Below are 23,010 nucleotides of genomic sequence, written 5' to 3'. Positions count from 1 at the left end.
TCAACGCTGAACTGCGTAAAGCTACCCGTAACCGCGGGCAATTCCCGAACGACACCGCGGCGCTGAAAACGCTGTGGCTGATGATCTGCAACATCGAAGACAAGCGCGCCGCCCAGCGAGCGAAGAAAGCAAAGCGCGACATCGAATGCAACGGCTATGTTGAAGGGGCGAAAGCCACCGGGTGGAAACAAGCCATCAACCAACTAGCTGTGGCATACCCCGACCGATTCGCGGACTACTTGTAAACCAAGCCCCCGCACACAAACAATCGGACACTCTCGTGATTTGTGGTGTGTGGTCTGGGGTTATGGTGGCATGCGGACACACTTTTCTTTACTTAACCCCCATCGCTGCATTCACGGGTTCCGCTAGCGCCACCGAACGCCCTCACGCCGTGGCCCGGCGATAATTCCCGGCGCCGCGGCGCCGGGAAAACGCCCCCGGACGCTAGTCGAGGGTGAAGCCGGGAGGCAGCCAGGAGGAAAACGGGTCGGCAGTGGTGCGCTCGCACGTTGGGCACAAGGTTTTCGCCGTGCCGTCCTCCCCTTCCCGGGCCGGGAAATCCGCCCCGCAGCGGCGACACTGGCAGACCGGGAATCTAGTGATTTCGCGTATGTCCCCGTCGACCAGGTCGGCGAGCTGCAGCTGGCCGCTGCTGCTCAATGCGCCGTAGGGGCAGCTGGCAACACAAGTATTCTCCCCAGTGCAGGCGGCGAGGTTCTGGGTGAGGCTGGCCACCGAATCCACGACCGTGAGCTCCAGGGCAGAGCTCGGGCACATCTGGGTGCACACCCCGCATGCTTGACAACCGGAGGCGATCAGCCGCGGGGCGTCCAGCTCAATGCTGGTGTCGGGCTGGGTTCCCAACACCTGGTGCGCTTGGGCGAGCCGGATCATCGTCGGGGCGTTCGGATCCACCACGATCTCCCCGTCCCCCAGCGCCCCCAGCCCGATCAGCGCCCGCCGGGACACCGGCACCTGAGTTGCATCCAGGTACTCGGCCGCGCGCAGCACCCGCGCCTGCGGGGTTTCCACCAGTTCCGCACCCGCCGCGCAGCGTTCCGGGTGGGCTTCCCGGCATGGCAGGACGCGCACCCGCTTCGCCCCGCAGGCCAATAACGCAGCGGCCAACGAGGGATCCTCACCCGCGCAGCCTGGCAACAGGACGGGGCTGTGGTTCCGGGGGAAGCGCGGCAGCTGGGCCTCGGCACACACCAGCACAACGTCGGGGTTCATGTCTCGCGCCCACCGGTAGAGCCGATGGCGTTGGTCGGCGCTTAAGAGCTCAGGCTTAGAGCTCGGCTCGGACATGGGCCAGCACTCCCTCGCTCAGCTCAGCCAGGGCACGGTAGGTCACGGTCTGGGCGTGCTCCCGGAGCCCCTCAGCCACGTCGCCGGCGAAGCACCCGAGGTGCTCACTCACGAAGCGGTACAAGGCTGGCAGCGCTCCGGCGTTGCCTCCAGCGGCCTGCCCTGCCAGGTGGGAGACGAAAGCAAATTCGTAGCCGATGTGATCATCCGGAACCCGGGGGTTTGGTACCCGCAGACCGTGAGCCGCATAAGCCTCACGGACGGCAACCGTCTGCTCGTCGAAGAGCAACCCCTCCTTCGACAGGTACGGCGACTCAAAGGGCTGAGCCAGCGGTTTGCCGATCCCGGTGAAGAGGTAGAGGTGGTCACGTTGGAGGGAATCCGGGCTATCCAGATTGCCCTCCCGCACCGCCTCGCGCAGCATCGCGATCCCCCGCTGGGATTGGGGGTCGGTCAGCGGCCACTCGGCCAGCGCGTCGTCGTCCTGCAACGCCCCGCGCAGCTCGGGGTTCGGGGCAGCCAGGAAAAGCTGGGAGACCACCAAGGCGGCCTCCGAGATGGCCGCCAGGTCCTGCTCGGCGCCCATCAAATCCCAATCCTGTCCATGCCGCCGTAGAAGATGAAGCGGCCGATAACCTCAGAGATCGTCACGAGGATGTAGCTGGTCATCACCAGCGTGAGCAGCAGGTTGATGTCGTCCCTCTTGGTCCGCGCCAGGAATAGGCCCATCAGCCCAGCACCGATGATCAGCAGGGCCAGCCGCAGGACGAACCACCCGGTCGGGAAGGCGAAGGCCGCGGGGTTGACCGAATCTGGTCGACTATAGGCGAAGATGATCACGAAGAGCTCGATCGGGAGCAGCAAAACGGAGAGCACGCCGATGCCCTGCAGCGAGCGCTGCACCAGCCGGTTGACGTAGTCCACGTGGGCATCGCTCATGTCTGCCGGGCGACGGTTGGCGGGCATGAGCTTGTTAAGCCAGGGCTTATCCCGCAACTTCGGGAACCACGCGAGGGCCGTGCCGATCGCGAGTGCGCCACTCAAGAAGGTGGTCACATAGAACTGCGCCGGGGTGGTCCAGTGATCCCAATGCGGGATCGTTGGCAGCATGTAGAGGCGCGCCATGGACCACACGAAGGCCAGGCCCCACAGCGCGGTGACGATCGCCAGCACGAAGCGCAGCCGTGAGCTGCCCCAGTGGAACCATTGGGTGGCGGCGAAGGCGAAGCCCAGTACGGCGAAGCCCACGCCCATCATGACTTCCTGCGCGAGCGGGGAGCTCGGCACGCCCCGGATCACGTTGATGCCGTTCATGGGGTTGCCCAGGTGGAAGAACGCGGCGATAAAGCCGGCGACCATCAACGGGCCAATCGCGTAGAGCGCGGCATCCGAGACCCGCTCCAATGCCTGCGCCTTGGCCTCGGCGCGGTCCTTATCGGCCACTGCCCCGACCCTCCGTCGGGAGCTGACTTGGATGAGCCCCAGGATGATGAACGCGCCCACGGCCATTTGGGACAGGATCGTGAAGAAGGTCAGCGGCCATTCCTGCAGAAACACTGGTCTAGATCTCCTGGCGATTCATGATCTCGCCGTGGTTGGTATCCCACTCCTTCGCATCGCGGTGCGGGCGAATGACGAGGTTGGGCTTGGTGATGCTCGGATCAGGCAGGGGTGCGACGGCGCTGATATCGCCGTACTTCTCCCGCAGCTCGTCGATCGGGCCCCAGTCCAGGGCACGCGACGGGCAGGCGGTGACGCAGGCGGGCTCCTCCCCCTCCGCGCGAAGGTCGGCGCACAGGTCGCACTTGCTCATCTGCTTGGTCTCCGGGTTGAACTGTGGCGCGGAGTAAGGGCAGGCCCACTCGCAGTAGCGGCAGCCGATGCACTTGTCGGGGTCGACGGTGACGATGCCGTCCTCCCCCTTGTGCATCGCGGTCGTCGGGCAGACCTTCGCGCAGATCGGGTCCTCGCAGTGATTGCAGGAGATCGACGTGTAGTAGGTGAAGGTGTCGTGGTTAAACACCCCGTTGGCGAGGTTCCAGTCCCCGCCGGAGTACTCCACGACCCGGCGCCAGTTGGTGCCCAGCGGGGTGTCGTGCTTGTCCTTGCATGCGATTTGGCAGGCCTTGCAGCCGTTGCACAAGCTCTGGTCGAAGTAGAAACCCAGCCGCTGGTTTTCTTGGGAAGCGTTCTTCTTAGCCATGTTTTCCTAACCTTCGGCCTTGACTAGGCCTTCTCAACCTCAACGAGAGTCGTGTGCTGGGCATTGCCCTTGCCCAGCGGGGATGGGTGCCAACTGGTCAGCGTGTTGACGCTGGCTCCGGCGTCTACCCCCTTGGCGTCCGGTGCAAACCAGGACCCCTGGGGAACGGAGATCACGCCGGGTGCGATGCGAGGGCTGACCCGGGCAACGGACTTGATCCTGCCGCGGTCGTTGAACGCGTAGACCTCGTCGTCGTTCTTGATGCCCCGCTTGCGGGCGTCCAGCGGGTTGATCCACAGCACCTGGGGGTGTGCGTCGTCCCGGAGCCAGTCCACGTTTGCGTAGGACGAGTGCGTGCGGCCCTTTGTGTGGTGGCCGATGCACTGCAGCGGGTACTTGCCGCCGCTGGTGTATGCCTTGTGCGCCTCCGCGGGGCCCTCCCACGTGTCGACGTGTTCCGGCAGCGCGGTGATCTCATCGCCAGGGGCGGCGTTCGGGAATTCCCACTCCTTGCGCAGCTTCGCGAGCTCCTCGGAGTAGATCTCGATCAGCCCCGACGGGGTCTCGAGTGGATTGGCTACGGGGTCCTCGCGGAACTCCTTCAGCGGGATCACCGACTCCCCAGCCCGCTTCCACACGCCCATCTCCTTGAGCTTCTCGTAGCTCGGCAGCTCCGGGATCTCGCGGGCGGATTCCGCGATCGTGTGCTTGACCCACTGCTCCTGGGTGCGCCCCTCCGTGAACTTCTTTCCCACCCCGAGCCGGTCAGCCAGTTCGGCGCAGACCTCGTAGATCGGCTTGGTGTTGTGGATCGGTTCGATGGCCTTGGAGGCCAGGATCGTGTACTCCATGTTGCCGGCACTGCCCTGTTGGATGACGTCCTCCTGTTCGGCGGTAGACGCATCCGGCAGGACGTAGTCGGCGTAGCGGGCGGACACACTCATCTGGATGTCGCTGACGACGATGAGTTCTGCCTTATCCTCCCTGCGCAGCAGCTCGATCGTGCGATTGAGGTCGCCGTGCTGGTTGGTATTGGCGTTTCCGCCGTAGGACCAGATCATCTTGATCGGAACGTCCAGCTTGTCCTTGCCCTGCACGCCGTCGCGGGTGGCGGTCATCTCCTCGCCACGTTCGACGGCCTCGGTCCAGCCGAAGACCGGGATCGCCGTTTCGATCGGGTTTTCGTGCTGGGTGTTGAAGGGGCTGGCCATGCCGAGGTTCGCGGAGCTTTCGCGCGCGCCGGTGCCGCCGCCCTTGATGCCGATCTGCCCGATCACGGCTGCGAGTAGGAAGATGGCGCGGGCTTGGTTCTCGCCGTTGGCGTGCCGCTGTGGGCCCCAGCCTTGGGTGATGGCGCAGGGCTTAGCCTGGGCGATCTCGCGGGCTAGCTGGGTAATGCGGTCCGCTGGAACCCCGGTGACCTTCGCGGCCCACTGCGGGGTCTTCTCGATGCCGTCGGGCCCCTTGCCCATGACGTAGGCACGGTAGGAGGAATTCTTCGGTGCCGAGTCGGGCAGGGTGTGCTCGTCGAAGCCAACGGTGTACTTGTCGAGGAACTTCTGGTCCTGGAGGTTCTCCGTCAGCATGACGTGAATGAGCCCGGCGACGAGCGCGGCATCAGTGCCGGGGCGCAGGGCCACCCATTCATCGGCGAGCGCGACGGAGGTTTCGGACTGCCGCGGGTCAATGACGATGGTCTTGACCCCGTGCTCCTGCTTGATCTTCTGGGTTACAAAGGTTTCCCCACCGCCCGACATGCGGGTTTCCAGCGGGTTATTACCGAACATGACCTGGAGCTTGGAGTTCGCGACGTCGTCGAAAGAGTTCGAGCCGATCCACTCCCCGTAGTGGTACGGGTAGGCCGAGGTGATCTGGGCCGTGGAGTAGTCCGAATAGTGATTGAGGTAACCGCCCCACAGGTTCATCAGGCGCGCGAAGGGTGTCTCGACGGGCGGCCAGGAACGCGCGATCGTCGCCCCAATGACGCCGGTGCCGTACTGAAGGTAGAAGGCCTCGTTGCCGTAGTTGGACTTGATGTCCTTCATCTTCTCGGCGATTTCGTCGAGGGCCTGCTCCCAGGAGATCTCGATCCACTCGCCGTCGCCCCGCTTGGTGCCGGGCTTGCGCTTCAGCGGGGTCTTCAGACGGTCCGGGTTGTAGATGCGGTGCCGGATCGAACGGCCGCGGACGCAAGCGCGAATCTGCTGGGTGCCCAGTTCCGCGTCGCCGGTGTTGTCGGCCATGACCTGGACGATCTGACCGTCCCTCACCTTGAGGCGAAGCGGGCAGCGCGAGCCACAGTTGACGGTGCAGGCGGACCACACGATCTTTTCATTGGCCTCTTCCTGGCCCATCGCTGGGATGCCCAGGAACTGCTTACTCAGGATGTCCCCCGCGCCCGAGGCGACCAGGGCGCCGGCACCGCCGGCCGCGGCCGACCAACCGAGAAAACGCCGACGAGTGACTTTATTAAGATTAGCCAATTGAACGCCTTCACTAAACCTATGGACTCTTATTCGGATTTTAGCAATCCCGAGAATGCAGAGTCGAGGTTTTCCGGCGTAAAGTTGATCACAAAACGCCTGTACTGGTGGGGTTTTCCCATCAGTACAGGCGCCTTGTTTTCACGGAACCCCTGGGGGTCGCTAGTTCTCCTCGGCAGCGAGCTGGCCACAGGCCGCTGCGATCTCCTGCCCCTTCGTATCGCGCACGGTACACGGCACGCCCTGCTCGATCACACGCCGGACGAACTCATCCTGACGCTCCTTCGGGGACGCATCCCACTTCGAGCCCGGGGTCGGGTTCAGCGGAATGAGATTGACGTGCACCTTGCTACCCAGTGCCTTGTGGAGCTTCTTGCCCAGCATGTCGGCCCGCCACGGCTGATCGTTGATGTCGCGGATGAGCGCGTACTCGATGGACACGCGGCGACCGGACTTCTCCGCGTAGTACGCGGCGGCGTCCAAAACCTCTTCGACGGACCAGCGGTTATTGACCGGGACGAGAGTGTCGCGCAGTTCGTCGTCCGGGGTGTGCAGGGACACGGCCAGTCGGACGGACATGTCCTCATCGGCGAGCTTACGGATCGCCGGAGCCAGGCCCACGGTGGACACGGTGACGTTGCGCTGGGAGATCCCGAAGCCGTGCGGCTCCGGCTGGGTGATCTGACGCACGGCCTCGACCACGCGCTTATAGTTAGCCAGCGGCTCGCCCATGCCCATGAACACGATGTTGGACAGTCGGCCCTCGGTGCCGGCGACCTCGCCATCGCGCATCGCGCGGGCGGCGTTGCGCACCTGCTCGACGATCTCACCCACGGAGAGGTTGCGATCCAGCCCACCCTGGCCAGTCGCGCAGAACGGGCATGCCATGCCACAGCCGGCCTGGGAGGAGATGCACAAGGTGGCGCGGCCCGGGTAGCGCATCAGGACGGATTCCAGCAGCGTGCCATCATGCAGCCGCCAGAGCGTCTTGCGGGTCTCCCCATCATCGGCATCGAGCTTGCGCAGCGGGGTCATCAGCTCCGGGAAAAGCTTCTCCTTGACGGCCTGTCGGCTGGCTTCCGGGAGGTCCGTCATCTCGATCGGGTCGCCCTCGAGGCGACCGTAATACTGGTTGTACAGCTGCTTCGCACGGAACTTCGGAAGCCCGAGCTCCACCACTGCCTCCTCAACCTGCTCAGCCGTCAGGTCGGCGAAGTGCTTGGGCGGAAGGCCGCGGCGAGGCGCGGAAAAATTCAGTTTCACGGGGGTAGCCATAGTGAGCCCCATTATTCCACGTATGTCCTCTACCTCGCGATTCCGGGCCATGAGCCCAGATAAGCCGGTGCCGAAGAGTAGCGAGGGCACCCCGGTGATGGCAGCTGGCCGCACAGTTCGTTTGAATAGAGGTATGACGAACCCAGGCACCAACCCCCAGAATCCTGATTTCCAGCCCGCCGGCGAGGCCTTCAACGAGCCTCCGGCAGAGGCTCAACTACCCGCCGAGCCCGCCGCAGAAAACAACTCGGCAACAGCACCCACCCAGGGGGAGGTCGCCCCCGTAGCGCAGGCTGAGCAGCAAGAGCGTACCCACCAGAACGTGAAGGGCTCCGTCGCAGCCAGCACGTGGGCGGCGCTGATCATCGGCGCTCTCGTGCTGATTCTCCTGCTGGTGTTCATCCTGCAGAATCAGACGGAGGCCCAGCTGGTCTTCTTCGGCTGGGAGTGGAGCTTCCCCATCGGCATCGGCATGCTGATCGCCGCGATCGCAGGAGCCCTCATCATGGCGATGGTCGGCATCGTGCGGATGACGCAGCTGCGCCGCCAGATCAAGCGCGGCTATAAGTAACTTCGGCCTAGCCGATCAGGTTGAGGACCACCCAGGTCACCATCGCCGCGGGCAGCATCCCGTCGAGGCGGTCCATCAGCCCACCGTGTCCAGGCAGCATGCCGGACATGTCCTTGATGCCCAGATCCCGCTTGAACTGGGATTCCACCAGGTCTCCCAGGGTGGCGCAGACGGACAGCCCCACGCCCAGCCCGATCCCCAACCACCAGGGACCACCCAGCAACAGGGCCACCGCGAGCGCGCCGACCACGGCGGCGCTCGTCACTGAGCCTGCGAAGCCCTCCCATGACTTCTTCGGGCTCACCGCAGGAGCCATGGGGTGCTTGCCGAAGAGCACGCCGAATGCATAGCCGCCCACATCATTGGCGACCACGCAAAGCATGAAGGTGATGATGTAGAAGGCTCCGGGGGCGTCGGCGGACTCCAATCGCGACAGCATCGCCGCGAACGCGCCGAACATCGGAATCCACGTCAACACCATCACCCCCACCGCCATATCGCGCACGTAGTTATGCGGTGGAGAGTGTCTGCCGTGGTGAAACAGGCGGGTAACCATCAACAGCAGCACACTGCTGGCAAACCCTGCCACCAACCCCGTGGGGCCAAAGGGCCAGGAAAGCAGGATCATCGCGGTGGATCCCACCACGAGCACCGGGAGGCTCAGCACATAGCCGGCCTCCAGTAGGCGGCGCCAGACCTCGTAGACCGCCAGGCCCATGCCCACGACGAGCAGGGCGTACCACAGCAACGGCGAGAGCAGCGAAAGGATGACGATGGCGCCGAGAATCAACGCCGTCGTGATCGCATGCTTAAGGTTTCGCCCAGGGTTGATCTGCTTGGCGGGCTTGGCCGCCTCCCCCGGGGCGGTGCTCCCGGGCTCCGATGCGGGATTCGACGCGTGAGCTGCCACCGCACCTCGCCTTTCCGGCCGCCTGCCGGCGGCCCCTCATGAGTGTGTGCACTTTGCCCTCTTATCGCGACATGCCCGCTCACAACGCGAGCGGGCATGTGTTGTGTGCTTAAAGGGCTATCAAGAGCTCAAGGAGCCCTCCTCAAGGAGGTCCCTAGACCTCCATCAGCTCCTCTTCCTTGCGCTCAACAAGCTCGTCGACCTGCTTGACGTAGTTCGAGGTGGTCTTCTCGAGCTCGTTCTCGCTGGCGCGAACCTCGTCCTCGCCGGCATCGCCGTCCTTCTGGATCTTCGCGAGCTGTTCCATACCGTGGCGGCGGATGTTGCGGATCGCGATCTTCGCGTCCTCACCCTTGGACTTGGCCTGGCGCACCATCTCGCGGCGGCGCTCCTCGGTGAGCTGCGGGATCGTCACGCGCAGCACTTGGCCGTCGTTGGTCGGGTTAACGCCCAGGTCAGAATTGCGGATCGCGTTCTCAATAACCTGGATCTGGGACTGCTCATAGGGCTTGATGAGCATCATGCGCGCCTCGGGAACGCTGATCGTCGCCATCTGGGTGATCGGCGTCGGGACACCGTAGTACTCGGCGATCACGCTATTGAACATGGCCGGGTTAGCACGCCCGGTACGGATCGTCGTGAGGTCTTCGCGCGCGAACTCGACGGAGCTCGTCATGCGCTCTTCGCATTCCAGGAGAATTTCGTCCATCATGGCTACCAATTTAGCAGCCCTTGCCCCCAACTCTCCTGTTTGGTGCGGCGAGGCGGACTGTTCTTGCCCGCCTCACCCGCGTGCCGCCATCGCGGCGGGTTACTTCACCTCGGAGCTGACGAGCGTGCCGATGCGCTCGCCGGCGCAAGCGCGGGCGATATTGCCCTGCTCCAGGAGGTTGAACACCAGGATCGGCATGTCATTGTCCTTGCAGAGGCTGAAGGCCGTCGCGTCGGCGACCTTGAGGTTGCGCTCAAGCACGTCCTGGGGGTTGATCTCGTGGAAGAGCTCAGCGTCCGGGTTCGTGCGTGGGTCATCCGAGTACACGCCGTCAACCGCCTTGGCCATCAGCAGAACCTCGCAACCGATCTCGAGGGCGCGCTGGGCTGCGGTGGTGTCCGTGGAGAAGTAGGGCATGCCCATGCCGGCGCCGAAGATGACCACACGCCCCTTCTCGAGGTGGCGGTCCGCGCGCAGCGGAAGGTAGGGCTCAGCGACCTGGGTCATCTGGATGGCGGTCTGCACGCGGCAGTCCACGCCTTCCTGCTGCAGGAAGTCCTGCAGGGCCAGGCAGTTCATGACGGTGCCCAGCATGCCCATGTAGTCAGAGCGGGAACGGTCGAGGCCACGCTGCTGCAGCTCCGCGCCGCGGAAGAAGTTTCCACCGCCGATGACCACGGCCACCTGCACGCCACTGTTAGCGACTTCGGCGATCTGGCGTGCGACGTTCTGAACGACATCTGGGTCGATGCCTACGGCTCCCCCACCGAACATCTCACCGCCCAGCTTCAACATAACCCGCTTATAACCGGACCTGTGTGGCGCGTTACTCAACGAATCTCCTTGTCTCGCTTCAGATGTTGAACAGGATTATAGCGCACAATAAAAGCCGCCCACCCGTGTGAAACGGGTGGGCGGCTCAAACTATCGCCATGCCGTGGCGCGGTGCCGTGCTAAGCGACTAAGCCACGCCGTGATGGCACGGGATCAGTGTCGGGTTTAGCCCTGGCCGATCTCGTAGCGCACGAAACCGGTCAGCTTCACGCCTGCCTCGTCCATGACCTGCTTGACGGTCTTCTTGGACTCGGTGACGGACGGCTGCTCCAGCAGGACGACGTCCTTGAAGTAGCCCTTCAGGCGACCCTCGATGATGTTCGGCAGAGCCTTCTCCGGCTTGCCCTCCTCACGAGCGGTAGCCTCGGCGATCTCGCGCTCCTTGGCGACGGTCTCGGCCGGGACGTCATCGGTGGACAGGAAGCTGGCCTTCAGAGCGGCGACCTGCATGGCGGCCGCGCGTGCAGCCTCCTCATTCTCGCCCTCGTAAGCAACGAGCACGCCGACTGCCGGCGGCAGGTCAGCGGAGCGCTGGTGCAGGTAGACAGCAACCTTGTCGCCCTCCAGGGTGACAGCGCGCTTCAGCTCGAGCTTCTCGCCGATCTTGGCGGAGAGCTCCTGCAGGGCGTCGACAGCCTTCGCGCCGTCGACCTCGACTGCCTCGAGCTCCTCGCGGGAGTTAGCGTTCGCAGCGTCGGCTGCCTGAGCAACCTTGTTCGCGAAGTCGATGAACTCCTGGTTCTTGGCCACGAAGTCGGTCTCAGCGTTGACCTCGATCATGGTGTTACCGGAGACTGCGATCAGGCCCTCGGATGCGGAGCGCTCAGCGCGCTTGCCGACGTCCTTGGCACCCTGGATACGCAGGATCTCGATGGCCTTATCGAAGTCGCCCTCAGCCTCGACGAGAGCCTTCTTGCAGTCCATCATGCCGGAGCCGGTCATCTCACGGAGCTTCTTGACATCAGCAGCGGTGTAGTTCGCCATCAGTGGCGACCCTCCTTCGTATGGAAGTGGTGAAAGAATGAATGTGCTGTCAGCCAATAAGTCTAGAGGCAAATCCCCGCCACGTGTGGCGGCGGGCAGCACACTCACTGGGCAGGCCGAGATACGGCCTTTCCGTGTGAGGCATCGAGCGGGGCGTGCGCGCCCCGCTCAACACCCTTTAGGCCTCGGTGGACTCGGCCTTCTCCTCGGCTGCAGCCTCAGCCTTCACAGCCTCAGCGTCCGCCTCGGACTTGCCGGTGTCGCCGGCAGCGTCCTTCGCAGCAGCTGCCTGACGCTCCGCGCGAGCCTTGCGGCCCTCCTCAACAGCGGAGGAGATGATGGAGGTCAGCAGGTTTGCGGAACGGATCGCGTCGTCGTTGCCCGGGACCGGGTACTGGACCTCGTCCGGGTCGCAGTTGGTGTCCAGGATGGCGACAACCGGGATGCCCAGCTTCTTCGCCTCGGAGACAGCGATGTGCTCCTTGTTGGTGTCAACGACCCACATTGCCGACGGGACCTTGGTCATGTCGGCGATGCCGCCCAGGACACGCTCCAGCTTCTCGCGCTCGCGGTTCAGAAGGAGGATCTCCTTCTTGGTGCGGCCCTGGTAGCCGTCCTCGGCTGCGTCCATAGCCTGCAGTTCCTTCATGCGGGCCAGGCGCTTGGAGACGGTCTGGAAGTTGGTGAGCATGCCACCGAGCCAGCGGTGGTTGACGTACGGCATGCCAACGCGCTCAGCCTCGTTGGCAACGGCCTCCTGAGCCTGCTTCTTGGTGCCGACGAACAGGATGTTGCCGCCGTGGGCGACGGTCTCCTTGACGAACTCGTAGGCCTCGTCGATGTAGGTCAGGGTCTGCTGCAGGTCGATGATGTAGATGCCGTTGCGGTCGGTGAAGATGAAACGACGCATCTTCGGGTTCCAACGACGGGTCTGGTGACCAAAGTGGACGCCTGCATCCAGCAGTTCGCGCATAGTAACAACAGCCATGGTGTTACAGGGGCAGCTTTGAAGCGTTTTCTTCGCCTTGTAGCGTTGCCGCCCCTTCCTCGCTTTCGAAAGTTTGGGGTTTTACGGTTTTCTTCTTCGGCGCACTCGACGAACTTCCATTCGGCTTATGCGACCGGCCGGCAGACTCCCCGGGCTGCGCCACCTGTATTGACCCGCAATCAGCGGGACCGTAGGTGGAACCTGTTGGGGACACGAGGCATCTACGTGTAGTCAGTCTGCTCGCTATCTCGCCGCCGGTTGCCCGGGGTGTTGTGTTCTTGACGTCGCTGCGATCGCCACTAGCGGGAGGCCTCGTGTTCTCCGCTGGCACGGTTCGCGCGGCGCATCATCCCCGGGTAGTGCGGGAAACGTGAGCACACTGCACCCGGATACTTTAGTCGCTCTGGCTTGTTAATCCAAGTGGTTCCCTACCCGGTGTGTATCCGTCGATCTTCCCTGTCCACAGCCCGTTCTTCGCCCTTCTTTTGAGGACGTCGCCTGCGGCAGGTTTGAGGCATGTTCCGCTTTCTTTCTTCCGCTCGTTTCTGTGGCCGACTGTTCGCAGCGGCCAGTGTTTTCAGCTTGACGTCGACCATCGCGGTGGCTCCGGTTCCGCCAGTGGCTTCCGCCGTGGAGGAAGCGCAACAAGATCGCGGGGGCGTGCTGCGGGGCACTGATCGGCTGAACCGTTCCCACCGCGTGCCGCTCGTCACGGACTCCCCGACCTCCCCCGTTGCGGCGGAAGCTCTGGTGACCCGGCCGCTCGATATTCCGGAGAAGGACTGGCTACCCGGCCACCGCGTCGTGGACCTGCGGGCAGCGCCAGGTGCGGACGTCCTCGCCAGTATGGGCGGGCAAGTCAACTTCGTCGGAACCGTCGCGGGCACACCGGTGGTGACGATCCGGCACCGGGATGGGCTACACACCACCTACGAGCCCGTACACGCGGAGGTCACCAAGGGTGAGTCCGTATCCCGGGGCCAGCGAATCGGTCGGCTCGCGAATGCGGCGTTGTTGGGCGATAGTGCCCGGAAGCCGGATGGGTTGTCCTGGGGCGCGTGGGTCAAGGGCACGGATGGGCGGAAGCGATACCTCGATCCGTTTGAGCTCTTGGGCTCGGTGCGCGTGCGTCTATTGCGCTAGCTCCGCGTGGTGTGGGGCGCATGTTGCGGGCTTCGTGGTGCGGGCCGTTATTCTCCCGAGCGCGGGTGGGCTTGGCGGTAGGCGGCCTTGAGCCGCTCGGCGCCGACGTGGGTGTAGATCTGAGTGGTGTTCATCGAGGCGTGCCCCAGAAGTTCCTGGACTACCCGCAGATCCGCCCCGCCTTCGAGCACGGCGGTTGCTGCGGAGTGGCGGAACCCGTGTGGGGACATGTGCCCCACTGTGAGCTCCGGGTGGCGGCGGATGGCCTGGTCAACTACTCGGCGGATCTCCCGTTGGTTGAGCCGACCCCCGCGCACCCCAACGAGCAGCGCCGGATTACCAGGCTGGGCAAGCTCACCGCGGTGGGAAAGCCAGTGTGTGAGAGCCTCGTCGATGATTCCGCCGTAGGGAACCACGCGGGTCTTATTTCCCTTACCGGTGACACGCAAGAGCCGGTTGGCCCGGTCGAAATCCTCGACGTCGATGGCCTCGGCCTCGCCAACACGGATTCCGGTGCCAAAGAGCAGCTCGGCGATGAACCAGTCCCGCACCCGGCGCGCCGTGGCGTGCCGTTGTTGCTTCTCACCTGCCGGGCCCGTGGCGGCGGGGGCATCGCAGCCGTCCTGTTGGGCAGCCGAGGGTTCGAGCGCCTCACCCTTGAGCCCATCGAGCAGGGTGCGGGCCTGGTCGCTGCGCAGCACGCGGGGCAGTGTCTTCTCTCCCTTGGGCAGCCGGAGCGCAGAGACCGGGTTCGCGGGGAGCACCTCGCGCTGGGCGAGAAACTTCCCGAAGCCTTTCATGCTGGAGGCCAGACGGGAGAGCCGGGACCGGCTGGCGCCATCGTCGGCGGCGTACCCCAGCACGTCGCGTGCGTGGTCGAGGGTGAAGGACTCAATATCCCGCAGCCCCTCGAGAGCGTCGGTGAGGTCCCGCTGGTAGGCCCGGATCGTGTTTTCCGACCGGCCGAGGTTATAGCGCAGGTAGTCCACGTAGTCCTCGAGGAGGAGTTGCGGGTCGCGGGCTTTCGGCATGCAGCTCAGCATAGCTGTTGCCGCGCAATGGAGCTGTCGCCGCAGATCAACAGCCTCCCAGCTACTCTTGCCCATCCACCCGGACCCAACGCTCTCCTTCCCTGGTGATGAGTCCCTGCTTGTCCAGTTCCTTGAGCGTCCGCATCACCAGCTGGATGGAGAGCCCGGTCTCCTGCTGGATGTCGCGCAGCGTTCCACCGCCTCCGCCAGGCAATCCGGCTGCGTCGTAGACGGTGACCTGGTTCAGCGACATGCTCTGCACCCCGGTGCCGGAGCCGAAGACCATCGCCTGCTGTTCGGGCACTTGCGCGTTGAACTGGCTGGAGTCCTCCACCAGCTCCCGGACGTGGCTGGCGGTCCAGACCGGTTGGGCCCGGCCGTCCCGCAGGCGGTGGAGCACCCCCTGGCTGAGTGATGTATCCACGGGGCCGGGCACCACCATGGGCTGGTTGAGCATGACCTCCGCCCAGTTGAGGGTGTTCAGCGCCCCGGAGCGGTTGGCGGCCTGAGTCACGATGGTGCCTGCGGACAGGCCGGCGACCAGTCGGTTCCGGGTGAGGAAGCGGTGCCGGGCGGGGTGGGTACCCAGCGCGTACTCGCTAACAACAACCCCGGACTCCGCGATCTGGTTGAACATCCCCACGTGCTGCCTGGGGTAATCCACGTCGAGTCCGCAGGCGAGCACCGCGATGCTCGCGCCCCCGGCGCGCAGGGCGGCGGTGTGGGCGCAGCGGTCCACTCCGCGGGCTCCGCCTGAGACGATGCTGTAGCCCTCCAGGGCGAGGTCCGTGCTGAGCTGGGTGCTCAGCTGCGCCCCATAAGCATTGGGCTGCCTGGTGCCAACGACGGTCACCGACTGGCGGCTTAAGTTCCGCAGGTTGCCGTTGCCCCGTAGCCAGAGGGCAAAGGGTGCTGCGGCAAGGCCCCGGACGGCCGAGTTCTGGTCGCTGCCGCGGTCATCAATCCGGGCGAAGGCGTGATCCAGGGTCTCTGGCCACTCCTGGTCCAGCGGGGTGATCAGCCGGAACCCCGCAGCCGTTGCGGCGTCGAGTTCGGCTTCCGGATCGCAGTCCACGCGCGTGGCAGTCGATTCCAGGATCCTGCGCGGCAGGCTGGGGTCACGGTGGCGAATGCGGCTGGCGAGCCCCCGCACATCGGGAGCCACTCCCTTTCCCGCGTCCCGGTCCGCGAGCCGATTCTCCCACCCTTCAGGCCAGAGGAGGTTGAGAATATCCGTATTTGAGGCTTCGATGGTCTGCCGCAGGTAGATCCACGCGAGCAGGTTCTGGCGTTCCTCCGTGGTGCCACCAGGGCTCATGCTGGCACCTCCTCAGTGTCGGAAAAGAGCTCGGCAGCGTCCAGAACCTCCCCAACCCCGGGCCGGGCCACCCCGGCGAGGTCGGCGAGGCTCCACGCCACCCGCAACGCCCGGTCCACCCCACGCTGCGAGAGCGCACCGGAGGCATAGGCTTCCTGCAGCGCCACCATTCCCTCGAAACTCGCCGCGCACTCGGAGCGCAGCAGCCTGCCGGGAATCGTCGCATTCGTCACGGCCTCCCCTAGGTCGAGTTTTCGCCAACGGTGGTGGGAACGCTCCCTGGCCTGGGCGACCCGTTCCGCCACCACCGCTGAGCTCTCCGCTCGTCCCTCCTCGCTGTCGGCTCCACTCGTGGCCGTTGCCTGCGCACTCACCGGGAACTGTTGACCGATCAGCCGCTGCCTGCGGGTCTGTGCGAAGACGTCAATCCGGTCGCGGATGGGACCCGAGACCCGCGCATAATAGCGGCGGCGGTCCGTCGAACTACACGTGCACATGCTTGGATCCTCAGCGCCGCAACGGCACGGGTTCGCCGCCATCACCAGCTGGAATCCCGCCGGGTAGGAGACACTGCGGCGGGCACGCGCGATCTCCACCCGGCGGGACTCCATCGGGATCCGCAAGCAGTCCAGCACCCCCGAGCGGGTCTCCGCGGCCTCGTCCAAGAACAGCACACCGTGGTGGGCCAGGCTGATCGCGCCGGGCTGCAGGTTCGGCCCGCCACCAACAAGCGCGGCTTGGGTCACCGAAGGGTGCGGGGAGACGAAGGGTCTCACCCCGGCCCAGATCGGGCCAAGGTCTCCCCGGCCACCGGCAATCGAGTGAATCGCGGCCGCCTCGACCTGCTCGGTGGCCGACAGCGGAGGCAGGATCGTCGGCAGGCGCTCTGCGAGCATCGACTTTCCACTGCCCGGCGGTCCGGTGAGCATGATGGCGTGCCCGCCCACGGCGGCAATCTCCAGCGCCCGGCGCGCTTCGGCCTGCCCCACGATGTCGGCCATGTCGACCTCCTCATCCCGTGCCCCGTGCCCGGAATCCGGGGGCAGCGCGCCCACGGGTTTACTCACGGGGACAATGCTGCCGGAGCCACGCAGCCATGCGTGAAATTCCTTCAGGCTGCCCACGGCGAGGATGTCCAGACCGGCAACCACGTCGACGAGCTGCTGAGCATCGGGCAGGTTCTCCTCTGGGATCACGATGCGACGCATCCCCCGGCGTTGTGCGGACAGAATCATGGGGACAACCCCGGCGACGGCGCGCACCGTACCGTCCAGTCCGAGCTCCCCGACGACCACCGTGTCACTCAGGAGCTCCAGCGCGAACTCGGATAAACCCTGGGCTGCCAGGATCGACGCCACCATCGCCAAGTCGTAGCTGGAGCCCTCCTTCTTCACGTCTGCCGGCGACAGGCTCATCACGACCTTCGACTTCGGCCACGGCAAACTGCTGTTCAGCATCGCCGCGCGAATCCGGTCACGAGCCTGCACCACCGCCGCATCCCCCAGCCCGACTACGCTGACCCCGGGCAGCCCCCGCCCCAGGTCGCATTCCACGGTCACGAGCATCCCGTCCAACCCGTGAAGGGCCATGCTTCTGGCTTGCCCGACTGCCATCACGCCACCCCCACCACGTGTTCCCGCACGCCAGCGGGGCCCACGTCGATGACGTCGAAACGCACCACATCGACCCCGCGTTGCTGTTCCGCCAGCCACTTCCCCGCCGCCAGTCGCATCCGGCGCAGCTTGGTCTGTGTCACTGCTTCCACACCAGTGCCGTGGGCGGTGTCCTTGCGATACTTGACCTCCACGAACACCATCTCGCCTGCGGGGTCGAGAGCAATGATGTCGAGCTCCGCGAACCGGCAGTGCCAATTGCGCTCCACAATTCTCCAGCCCTGATTCACCAGATATTCCCCGGCCAGGTTCTCACCTTGTCGGCCTACCCCCACCGTTGAATCCGCCGAGTTCTGGCCAACCGAGCTCTGGCCGACCGAGTCCTGTCCAACCGCACCCTGGCGAACCGGACCCCGACCGGTCACGTTTCGGCCGACCTGTGCCACCTGCGTTGCGCTATCCATCCCCCGTACCTCGCTGTCGTTGTCTTCCGCTGCGCGTGGAAAATTCCTTCACCCATGCCCTGCCCACGCAGCTGTCGTACCAGGGCAGCGTGTGAGGCTAGCCAAGCACGGTGGCCAGGGCGTTGACGTCCTGAAAAGAAAGCTGGAAGAAGAAAACCCCAGGAGCCTGTGGATAGGCGCTGGGGTGTGGATAACAGCGGGGCAAACGGAGCAGGAAGCCCGCGGGAGGTACCGGGCTAGTGCTCCGGCAGCTGCAGCTCGGGCTTGTCGAGTTCCTCGATGTTGACGTCCTTGTAGGTGATCACGCGGACGTAGCGAACGAAGCGGGCCGGGCGGTACATGTCCCATACCCAGGCGTCCGACATCCGGATCTCGTAGTAGACCTCGCCACCGGAGTTGCGGGGCGTGAGTTCCACCGCGTTGGCTAGGTAGAACCGGCGCTCGGTTTCCACGACATAGGAGAACTGGCTCACGACGTCGCGATACTCGCGGTACATCGACAGCTCAACGTTTGCCTCGTAGTCGTCTAGCTCTTCAGCGCTCACTGGCCAGGATGTCCTTCCTCACGCGGTTGTGTGCTCGCCCACTCGGCATGTGCGGTGGCGACATTAGAGTAAGTGTAACGGTGTTCCGGGCAGCCACCATGGAGGCGCACCGCAGCCATGTGCTTCGCCGTGCCGTAACCCTTGTGGCCGGCCAAGCCATAGTCCGGATACTGCCCGTCCATCTCCACCATCAGGCGGTCCCGGGACACCTTCGCCAGAATGCTCGCGGCGCTGATCGCCGGGGACAACGCATCCCCCTTGACCAGGGGCGCGTGCTCGCACGCAAGCTCCGGCAGGTGCACCGCGTCGGTGAGGACCACGTCTGGCTCCACGGATAGCCCCGCAACGGCGCGGTACATGCCGTTGATGTTGGCGTACTGGATCCCCTTCTGGTCGATCTCGGCGGCGGGTATATGGACGATCTTATAGGCCACCGCGTGCTCAGTGATGGCGTCGAAGAGCTTCTCGCGGCGGCGCGGGGTGAGCTTCTTGGAGTCGTTGAGTCCCTCCATCTCGGGAACGTCGTGATCAGGCAGGACGCAGGAGGCGATGGTGATGGGGCCGCAGCAGGCACCGCGACCGGCCTCGTCCACCCCGGCCACGTGGGTAAACCCGTGGAATCGCAGGTAGTCGTCGACGAAGCTATAGCCCTCGGAGAGCGCCTGCTGCACCAGCTCGGCGCCGCGGGCGCGTGCTGCCGACTGTGGGGTGGGACGCGCCATGGCTACTGCTGGATATCCAGGTGAGCGACCCCGCCGATGCGGTCGATCGGCAGCACGCGCGCGGAGACCTTACCCACCACGTTCTCCACCGGGATGGTGCCCTGGTGCTCGTCGCCCACGTGGCCGCGGGAGTCCAGGGAGTTGGTGCGGTTGTCGCCCATCAGCCACAGGTGGTCATCCGGCACGGTGATGGGGCCGAAGTACTCTCCCTGGCAGGCATCGGAGCCGGTTGCCGGGTCCACCGGGTTCACCAACGGGTTCATCGTGTAGGAATCGTCCACCTTCTTGCCGTCGACCATCACGCCGGGGTCGCCGGGGCGGCACTGGACAGTCTGCCCACCGGTGGCGATGACTCGCTTGACCAGGGCGTTTTCATCCGGGGCAATGATGCCGATCATGCTGCCGGCGTTCTGCAGCCCCTTGATCAGCCCATTGTCCGAACGCTGGGAGACGTAGGTCGTGTTCCAGGAGTCCTCACCGACAAAGACGACGACGTCCCCCGGCTTCGGCTCTTTACCACCGAGGTAGGCGAGCTTATTGACGAAGATCCGGTCATTCGTGCACCCCTCGCAGCCGTGCAGGGTGGGCTCCATGGATTCGGACGGGATCAGGTAGAGCCTGCCGACGAAGATATTGAACATGCCAAGAATCAGCATGGTGGCAACCAGGATGATGGGCATCTCCACCCACCACGGGTAGGTCTTCTTCTCCTTGGCCTTTGCCTGCGACGTGTCGGCGGTCTTGTGATTCTCGGTTACCGTGCCCTCCCCCGCACGTGCTGTCCCATCCCCCGGCTGCGCAGCGGTTTGACCTGCCGCCTGCTGAGGTGCAGCGCCGCCTGCATGCGGGGCTGCTGCGTCGGGGTTGGGCTGGTGCTTCTTGGGATCGGTAGTCACAAGGGTTCAGACTACCAGGCGGCCACCTGCGGCACTGGGACGTTCCATTCCCCGGGTCACCACCTCAGTCAGGCAAGAAAAAAGGGGAACGGAAGTGACTTCCGTTCCCCTCTCACGCGCACAATGTGCGGTGGCGCAGATTAGCGCTTCTCCTTGATCTTGGCTGCCTTGCCGTGGCGATCGCGCAGGTAGTACAGCTTCGCGCGACGGACCTTACCGCGGGACAGAACCTCGAGCTTGTCGATGTTCGGGGAGTGCACTGGGATGGTGCGCTCCACGCCGATGCCGAAGGAGACCTTGCGGACGGTGAAGGTCTCGCGGATGCCGGAGCCCTGGCGCTTGATCACAACGCCACGGAAGACCTGCACGCGGGACTTGCTGCCCTCGATGACCTTCAGGTGCACGTCAACGGTGTCACCTGCGCGGAACTCTGGGATATCGTCGCGCAGCTGTGCTGCATCGACCTTGTCAAGAATATGCATGGATTAATCCTTTGCTTGCCTGGATAGAGGATCCTCGCGGCTTTTCGATGCTCATCGCGCCTACGGGTTCGTACCCGGAACATAGTTAACTCGGATAGTATGCCAGCCGATTCGGCAGAAACCAAACCAGTTAGAAGCCGGCCTGCTTGAGAGCAGCGGCCATTGCGCCACCGGCTGTTGAACCGCCGCCGCGCTGTCCACCCCGCTTGCCACGGGAACCACCACGATTGTCGCCACGCTGTCCACCACGACTGCGTCCCCGGCCAGCCCGGGAATTCCTCTCTCCTGCCTCCCCGCGGCGACCTGCCCGACCGGAGCCGGACCCCTGGTCACCACCTGGCTCGTCGCTCAGGCGCAGGCTCAGGCCGATGCGCTGTCGGTCCACGTCGACGTCCATCACCTTCACCTTGACGACCTGACCGGAGTGGACCACCTCGTGGGGGTCCTGGACGAATCGGTCGGCCATCGCTGAGACGTGGACGAGGCCGTCCTGGTGCACTCCGATATCGACGAAGGCGCCGAAGGCGGCCACATTGGTCACCGTGCCCTCCAGCACCATGCCGGGGCGCACGTCGGAGACCTTCTCCACCCCCTCGGCCAGGCTCGCAGTCTTGAAGCTCGGGCGTGGGTCACGGCCTGGCTTATCCAGCTCTGCGAGCACGTCGCGCACCGTCGGCACACCGAAAGTCTCGTTTGCGTAATCCTCCGGTCGCAGCTTCGTCAGCACCGCGGAGTTGCCGATCAGTTGTGGCACCGCCACCCCGGTGTCCTCCGTGATGGCGCGCACCAGAGTGTAGGCCTCGGGGTGGACGGCGGAGGCGTCCAGCGGGTCCTCCCCGTCATGAATGCGGAGGAAGCCGGCGGACTGTTCGAAGGCGCGTGGGCCCAGGCGCGGCACCTTCAGCAGTTCCTTGCGGGAGCGAAAGGCACCGTTGTCGTGCCTGTGCGTGACGATATTCTCTGCCACGGATTTCGTGATTCCCGCGACCCGTTCGAGCAGCTCGGCACTGGCGGAGTTGACGTCCACCCCGACCGAGTTCACGGCATCCTCGACCACCGAGTCCAGGGAGTGGGTCAGCCACGTCTGATTCACGTCGTGCTGGTACTGCCCCACCCCGATGGACTTCGGGTCGATCTTCACCAGCTCGGCCAACGGATCCTGCAGGCGCCGGGCGATCGAGACCGCGCCACGCAGGGAGACATCCATGTCCGGGAACTCCCGCGACGCAACCTCGGAGGCAGAGTAGACGGATGCCCCGGCCTCGCTGACGATGACCGGAGTCGGGCGCTTCCCGCCGGCCTCGGCGATGAGATCGGCAATCTCCCGGGCGAGCTTCTCGGTCTCGCGGCTGGCCGTCCCGTTACCCACCGCGAGCAGTTCGACGCCGTGCTCGGCAACCAGACCCGCAAGCTGGGTACGAGCCTGTTCCCACTTCGCGGCCCCGGAGTGCGGGTAGACGATGATCGTGTCCACCACCTTGCCGGTGGCGTCCACGACCGCGCACTTCACACCGTTACGGTAGCCAGGGTCTAGCCCCAGGGTGGCCCGTTGGCCGGCGGGTGCGGCGAGCAGGAGGTCACGCAGGTTCTTCGCGAAGACGTCCACGGCGGAGGCGTCCGCCCGCTCCTTCAACTTCACCCGGGCATCCACGGCGGAGCTGACGGCGAGCTTGGTGCGCCAGCCGAAGCGGACGCACTCGGCGCGGAATTTATCGGCCGTATCCCCCTGCGGGCCGAGATCCAACCTGTCGGCGATGATTCCCTGGTAGAACTCGTCCTCCTCCCCTCCCGTGAGGTTCACGTGGAGCACGCCCTCACTCTCGCCACGCAGGATGGCGAGGATGCGGTGGCTGGGAAGCTTGTCGAGTGGCTCGGAGAAGTCGAAGTAGTCCCGGTACTTCACCCCTTCTGTTTCTTTCCCATCGACGACGCCGACCTCGGCGACACCTCGGTTGAAGAACTCCTCACGGACTTCGCCAACCAGGTCCGCGTCCGTGGCGATTCGCTCGACGACGATGGCGCGTGCCCCGGCCAGTGCTGCCTTGGTGTCCTCGAATCCCTCGCAGAGGTAGCCCTCGGCGATGCTTGCCGGGTCTTCGGCGACCCCCGGGGCCAGCAGCGTGTCCGCGAGTGGCTCCAACCCAGCGTCGCGGGCGATGGTGGCCTTGGTCTTCCGAGTTTTCTTATAGGGCAGGTAGAGGTCCTCGAGGCGGGACTTCGTCTGCACGGCGCGGATCTCGGCGGCAAGTTGGTCGGTCAGCTTGCCCTGCTCCTCGATGGCCTTGAGAATAGTTTCCTTACGCTCCTCCAGCTCCCGCAGGTAATTCAGGCGGGTGTCCAGCTGGCGGATCTGGGAATCATCCATCCCGCCAGTGATTTCTTTGCGGTAGCGGGCGATAAAGGGAACCGTATTGCCCTCGTCGAGCAGGGCGATGGTGGCCTGGACGTGCGACAGCCCGGCACCTAGTTCCTCGGCTAAAATCTCTGCGATCATTTAAGCCATTGTAGGTGCCGGGCTGTGCCGG

At 64.8% G+C, this 23,010-nt stretch carries 22 protein-coding genes and 1 pseudogene; 3 read left to right on the top strand and 20 right to left on the bottom strand.

Features of this window, described 5'->3' with window-relative positions; genetic code table 11:
• Positions 1 to 245: pseudogene (locus QP413_RS06910) on the top strand (IS256 family transposase); the annotation flags it as partial.
• Positions 246 to 447: 202 nt separating this feature from the next.
• Here the strand turns inward: QP413_RS06910 and QP413_RS06905 are convergent.
• The 6 genes from QP413_RS06905 to rlmN all read right to left on the bottom strand — a co-directional run bounded on the left by QP413_RS06905 (position 448) and on the right by rlmN (position 7,272).
• Positions 448 to 1,236: a 4Fe-4S dicluster domain-containing protein gene (locus QP413_RS06905; RefSeq protein WP_262369224.1), complete on the bottom strand. Its 789-nt coding sequence runs from the start codon at positions 1,234 to 1,236 to the stop codon at positions 448 to 450.
• Between the two features lie 55 nt (positions 1,237 to 1,291).
• Positions 1,292 to 1,897 (bottom strand): molecular chaperone TorD family protein, encoded by a 606-nt coding sequence (locus QP413_RS06900; protein WP_284781255.1) that lies wholly within the window; start codon positions 1,895 to 1,897, stop codon positions 1,292 to 1,294.
• On the bottom strand, positions 1,897 to 2,868 hold the full coding sequence (locus QP413_RS06895) for a DmsC/YnfH family molybdoenzyme membrane anchor subunit (RefSeq protein ID WP_070758866.1): 972 nt from the start codon (positions 2,866 to 2,868) through the stop codon (positions 1,897 to 1,899). Before QP413_RS06895 ends, QP413_RS06900 begins: the two co-directional genes overlap by 1 nt.
• A gap of 4 nt (positions 2,869 to 2,872) precedes the next feature.
• Entirely contained in the window at positions 2,873 to 3,514 is a 642-nt protein-coding gene (locus QP413_RS06890) for a DMSO/selenate family reductase complex B subunit (RefSeq protein WP_012360075.1), read from the bottom strand.
• A gap of 23 nt (positions 3,515 to 3,537) precedes the next feature.
• Positions 3,538 to 5,997, bottom strand: coding sequence for a DMSO/selenate family reductase complex A subunit (locus tag QP413_RS06885; protein WP_284781254.1), 2,460 nt, complete (start codon positions 5,995 to 5,997; stop codon positions 3,538 to 3,540).
• Positions 5,998 to 6,159: 162 nt separating this feature from the next.
• On the bottom strand, positions 6,160 to 7,272 hold the full coding sequence (gene rlmN / locus QP413_RS06880) for a 23S rRNA (adenine(2503)-C(2))-methyltransferase RlmN (RefSeq protein ID WP_284781253.1): 1,113 nt from the start codon (positions 7,270 to 7,272) through the stop codon (positions 6,160 to 6,162).
• 133 nt (positions 7,273 to 7,405) lie between these two features.
• On the opposite strand from rlmN, the gene QP413_RS06875 reads away from it, so the two are divergent.
• Positions 7,406 to 7,843, top strand: coding sequence for a lipopolysaccharide assembly LapA domain-containing protein (locus QP413_RS06875; protein WP_284757661.1), 438 nt, complete (start codon positions 7,406 to 7,408; stop codon positions 7,841 to 7,843).
• A gap of 7 nt (positions 7,844 to 7,850) precedes the next feature.
• Here QP413_RS06875 and QP413_RS06870 read toward each other — a convergent pair whose 3' ends face one another.
• The 5 genes from QP413_RS06870 to rpsB all read right to left on the bottom strand — a co-directional run bounded on the left by QP413_RS06870 (position 7,851) and on the right by rpsB (position 12,271).
• Complete coding sequence (locus QP413_RS06870; protein WP_187440908.1) at positions 7,851 to 8,675, bottom strand: phosphatidate cytidylyltransferase; 825 nt, start codon at positions 8,673 to 8,675, stop codon at positions 7,851 to 7,853.
• Between the two features lie 232 nt (positions 8,676 to 8,907).
• The gene (gene frr, locus QP413_RS06865) at positions 8,908 to 9,465 is read right to left on the bottom strand and encodes a ribosome recycling factor (protein ID WP_070758862.1); all 558 of its coding nucleotides are present in this window, start codon (positions 9,463 to 9,465) and stop codon (positions 8,908 to 8,910) included.
• Positions 9,466 to 9,564: 99 nt separating this feature from the next.
• Positions 9,565 to 10,260, bottom strand: coding sequence for a UMP kinase (gene pyrH, locus QP413_RS06860; protein WP_222863800.1), 696 nt, complete (start codon positions 10,258 to 10,260; stop codon positions 9,565 to 9,567).
• A gap of 204 nt (positions 10,261 to 10,464) precedes the next feature.
• Positions 10,465 to 11,283 (bottom strand): translation elongation factor Ts, encoded by an 819-nt coding sequence (gene tsf / locus QP413_RS06855; RefSeq protein WP_070758860.1) that lies wholly within the window; start codon positions 11,281 to 11,283, stop codon positions 10,465 to 10,467.
• A 178-nt stretch (positions 11,284 to 11,461) separates the two neighbouring features.
• Positions 11,462 to 12,271: a 30S ribosomal protein S2 gene (gene rpsB / locus QP413_RS06850; protein ID WP_070758859.1), complete on the bottom strand. Its 810-nt coding sequence runs from the start codon at positions 12,269 to 12,271 to the stop codon at positions 11,462 to 11,464.
• Positions 12,272 to 12,853: 582 nt separating this feature from the next.
• On the opposite strand from rpsB, the gene QP413_RS06845 reads away from it, so the two are divergent.
• Entirely contained in the window at positions 12,854 to 13,414 is a 561-nt protein-coding gene (locus tag QP413_RS06845; RefSeq protein ID WP_284781252.1) for a peptidoglycan DD-metalloendopeptidase family protein, read from the top strand.
• 47 nt (positions 13,415 to 13,461) lie between these two features.
• On the opposite strand, the gene QP413_RS06840 is transcribed toward QP413_RS06845, so the two are convergent.
• From QP413_RS06840 to QP413_RS06800, 9 genes are all read right to left on the bottom strand, one after another.
• Complete coding sequence (locus QP413_RS06840) at positions 13,462 to 14,520, bottom strand: tyrosine recombinase XerC (RefSeq protein ID WP_284781251.1); 1,059 nt, start codon at positions 14,518 to 14,520, stop codon at positions 13,462 to 13,464.
• Complete coding sequence (gene dprA, locus QP413_RS06835; RefSeq protein WP_284781250.1) at positions 14,507 to 15,763, bottom strand: DNA-processing protein DprA; 1,257 nt, start codon at positions 15,761 to 15,763, stop codon at positions 14,507 to 14,509. The genes QP413_RS06840 and dprA overlap by 14 nt, the downstream gene beginning before the upstream one ends.
• On the bottom strand, positions 15,760 to 17,376 hold the full coding sequence (locus tag QP413_RS06830; protein ID WP_284781249.1) for a YifB family Mg chelatase-like AAA ATPase: 1,617 nt from the start codon (positions 17,374 to 17,376) through the stop codon (positions 15,760 to 15,762). Before QP413_RS06830 ends, dprA begins: the two co-directional genes overlap by 4 nt.
• Positions 17,376 to 17,840: a YraN family protein gene (locus QP413_RS06825; protein ID WP_284781248.1), complete on the bottom strand. Its 465-nt coding sequence runs from the start codon at positions 17,838 to 17,840 to the stop codon at positions 17,376 to 17,378. The genes QP413_RS06830 and QP413_RS06825 overlap by 1 nt, the downstream gene beginning before the upstream one ends.
• Before the next feature lie 236 nt (positions 17,841 to 18,076).
• Positions 18,077 to 18,385 (bottom strand): DUF2469 domain-containing protein, encoded by a 309-nt coding sequence (locus QP413_RS06820; protein ID WP_012360061.1) that lies wholly within the window; start codon positions 18,383 to 18,385, stop codon positions 18,077 to 18,079.
• Positions 18,382 to 19,107 carry a ribonuclease HII gene (locus QP413_RS06815; RefSeq protein WP_284781247.1) on the bottom strand — a complete coding sequence of 242 codons (726 nt, stop codon included), beginning with the start codon at positions 19,105 to 19,107 and terminating at the stop codon, positions 18,382 to 18,384. The genes QP413_RS06820 and QP413_RS06815 overlap by 4 nt, the downstream gene beginning before the upstream one ends.
• Before the next feature lie 2 nt (positions 19,108 to 19,109).
• Positions 19,110 to 20,003 carry a signal peptidase I gene (gene lepB / locus QP413_RS06810; protein ID WP_284781246.1) on the bottom strand — a complete coding sequence of 298 codons (894 nt, stop codon included), beginning with the start codon at positions 20,001 to 20,003 and terminating at the stop codon, positions 19,110 to 19,112.
• 140 nt (positions 20,004 to 20,143) lie between these two features.
• Positions 20,144 to 20,485, bottom strand: a complete 342-nt coding sequence (gene rplS / locus QP413_RS06805) for a 50S ribosomal protein L19 (protein WP_012360058.1) — start codon at positions 20,483 to 20,485, stop codon at positions 20,144 to 20,146.
• Positions 20,486 to 20,615: 130 nt separating this feature from the next.
• Positions 20,616 to 22,979 carry a Tex family protein gene (locus QP413_RS06800; protein WP_284781245.1) on the bottom strand — a complete coding sequence of 788 codons (2,364 nt, stop codon included), beginning with the start codon at positions 22,977 to 22,979 and terminating at the stop codon, positions 20,616 to 20,618.
• Between the last annotated feature and the right edge of the window lie 31 nt (positions 22,980 to 23,010).

The sequence above is a fragment of the Corynebacterium sp. UMB4614 genome, from assembly GCF_030217065.1.
GTDB lineage: Bacteria > Actinomycetota > Actinomycetes > Mycobacteriales > Mycobacteriaceae > Corynebacterium.
This window is presented reverse-complemented; position numbering and strand designations above follow the sequence as displayed.

What these genes read in the sequence shown, in the direction of transcription:
- QP413_RS06825 (WP_284781248.1), bottom strand. Translation starts at nt 17,840, where the DNA reads ATGGATAGCGCAACGCAGGTGGCACAGGTCGGCCGAAACGTGACCGGT.
- QP413_RS06800 (WP_284781245.1), bottom strand. Translation starts at nt 22,979, where the DNA reads ATGATCGCAGAGATTTTAGCCGAGGAACTAGGTGCCGGGCTGTCGCAC.
- rplS (WP_012360058.1), bottom strand. Translation starts at nt 20,485, where the DNA reads ATGCATATTCTTGACAAGGTCGATGCAGCACAGCTGCGCGACGATATC.
- rpsB (WP_070758859.1), bottom strand. Translation starts at nt 12,271, where the DNA reads ATGGCTGTTGTTACTATGCGCGAACTGCTGGATGCAGGCGTCCACTTT.
- rlmN (WP_284781253.1), bottom strand. Translation starts at nt 7,272, where the DNA reads ATGGCTACCCCCGTGAAACTGAATTTTTCCGCGCCTCGCCGCGGCCTT.
- frr (WP_070758862.1), bottom strand. Translation starts at nt 9,465, where the DNA reads ATGATGGACGAAATTCTCCTGGAATGCGAAGAGCGCATGACGAGCTCC.
- QP413_RS06900 (WP_284781255.1), bottom strand. Translation starts at nt 1,897, where the DNA reads ATGGGCGCCGAGCAGGACCTGGCGGCCATCTCGGAGGCCGCCTTGGTG.
- QP413_RS06815 (WP_284781247.1), bottom strand. Translation starts at nt 19,107, where the DNA reads ATGGCGCGTCCCACCCCACAGTCGGCAGCACGCGCCCGCGGCGCCGAG.
- QP413_RS06830 (WP_284781249.1), bottom strand. Translation starts at nt 17,376, where the DNA reads ATGGCAGTCGGGCAAGCCAGAAGCATGGCCCTTCACGGGTTGGACGGG.
- tsf (WP_070758860.1), bottom strand. Translation starts at nt 11,283, where the DNA reads ATGGCGAACTACACCGCTGCTGATGTCAAGAAGCTCCGTGAGATGACC.
- pyrH (WP_222863800.1), bottom strand. Translation starts at nt 10,260, where the DNA reads ATGTTGAAGCTGGGCGGTGAGATGTTCGGTGGGGGAGCCGTAGGCATC.
- QP413_RS06890 (WP_012360075.1), bottom strand. Translation starts at nt 3,514, where the DNA reads ATGGCTAAGAAGAACGCTTCCCAAGAAAACCAGCGGCTGGGTTTCTAC.
- QP413_RS06840 (WP_284781251.1), bottom strand. Translation starts at nt 14,520, where the DNA reads ATGGGCAAGAGTAGCTGGGAGGCTGTTGATCTGCGGCGACAGCTCCAT.
- QP413_RS06875 (WP_284757661.1), top strand. Translation starts at nt 7,406, where the DNA reads ATGACGAACCCAGGCACCAACCCCCAGAATCCTGATTTCCAGCCCGCC.
- QP413_RS06905 (WP_262369224.1), bottom strand. Translation starts at nt 1,236, where the DNA reads ATGAACCCCGACGTTGTGCTGGTGTGTGCCGAGGCCCAGCTGCCGCGC.
- dprA (WP_284781250.1), bottom strand. Translation starts at nt 15,763, where the DNA reads ATGAGCCCTGGTGGCACCACGGAGGAACGCCAGAACCTGCTCGCGTGG.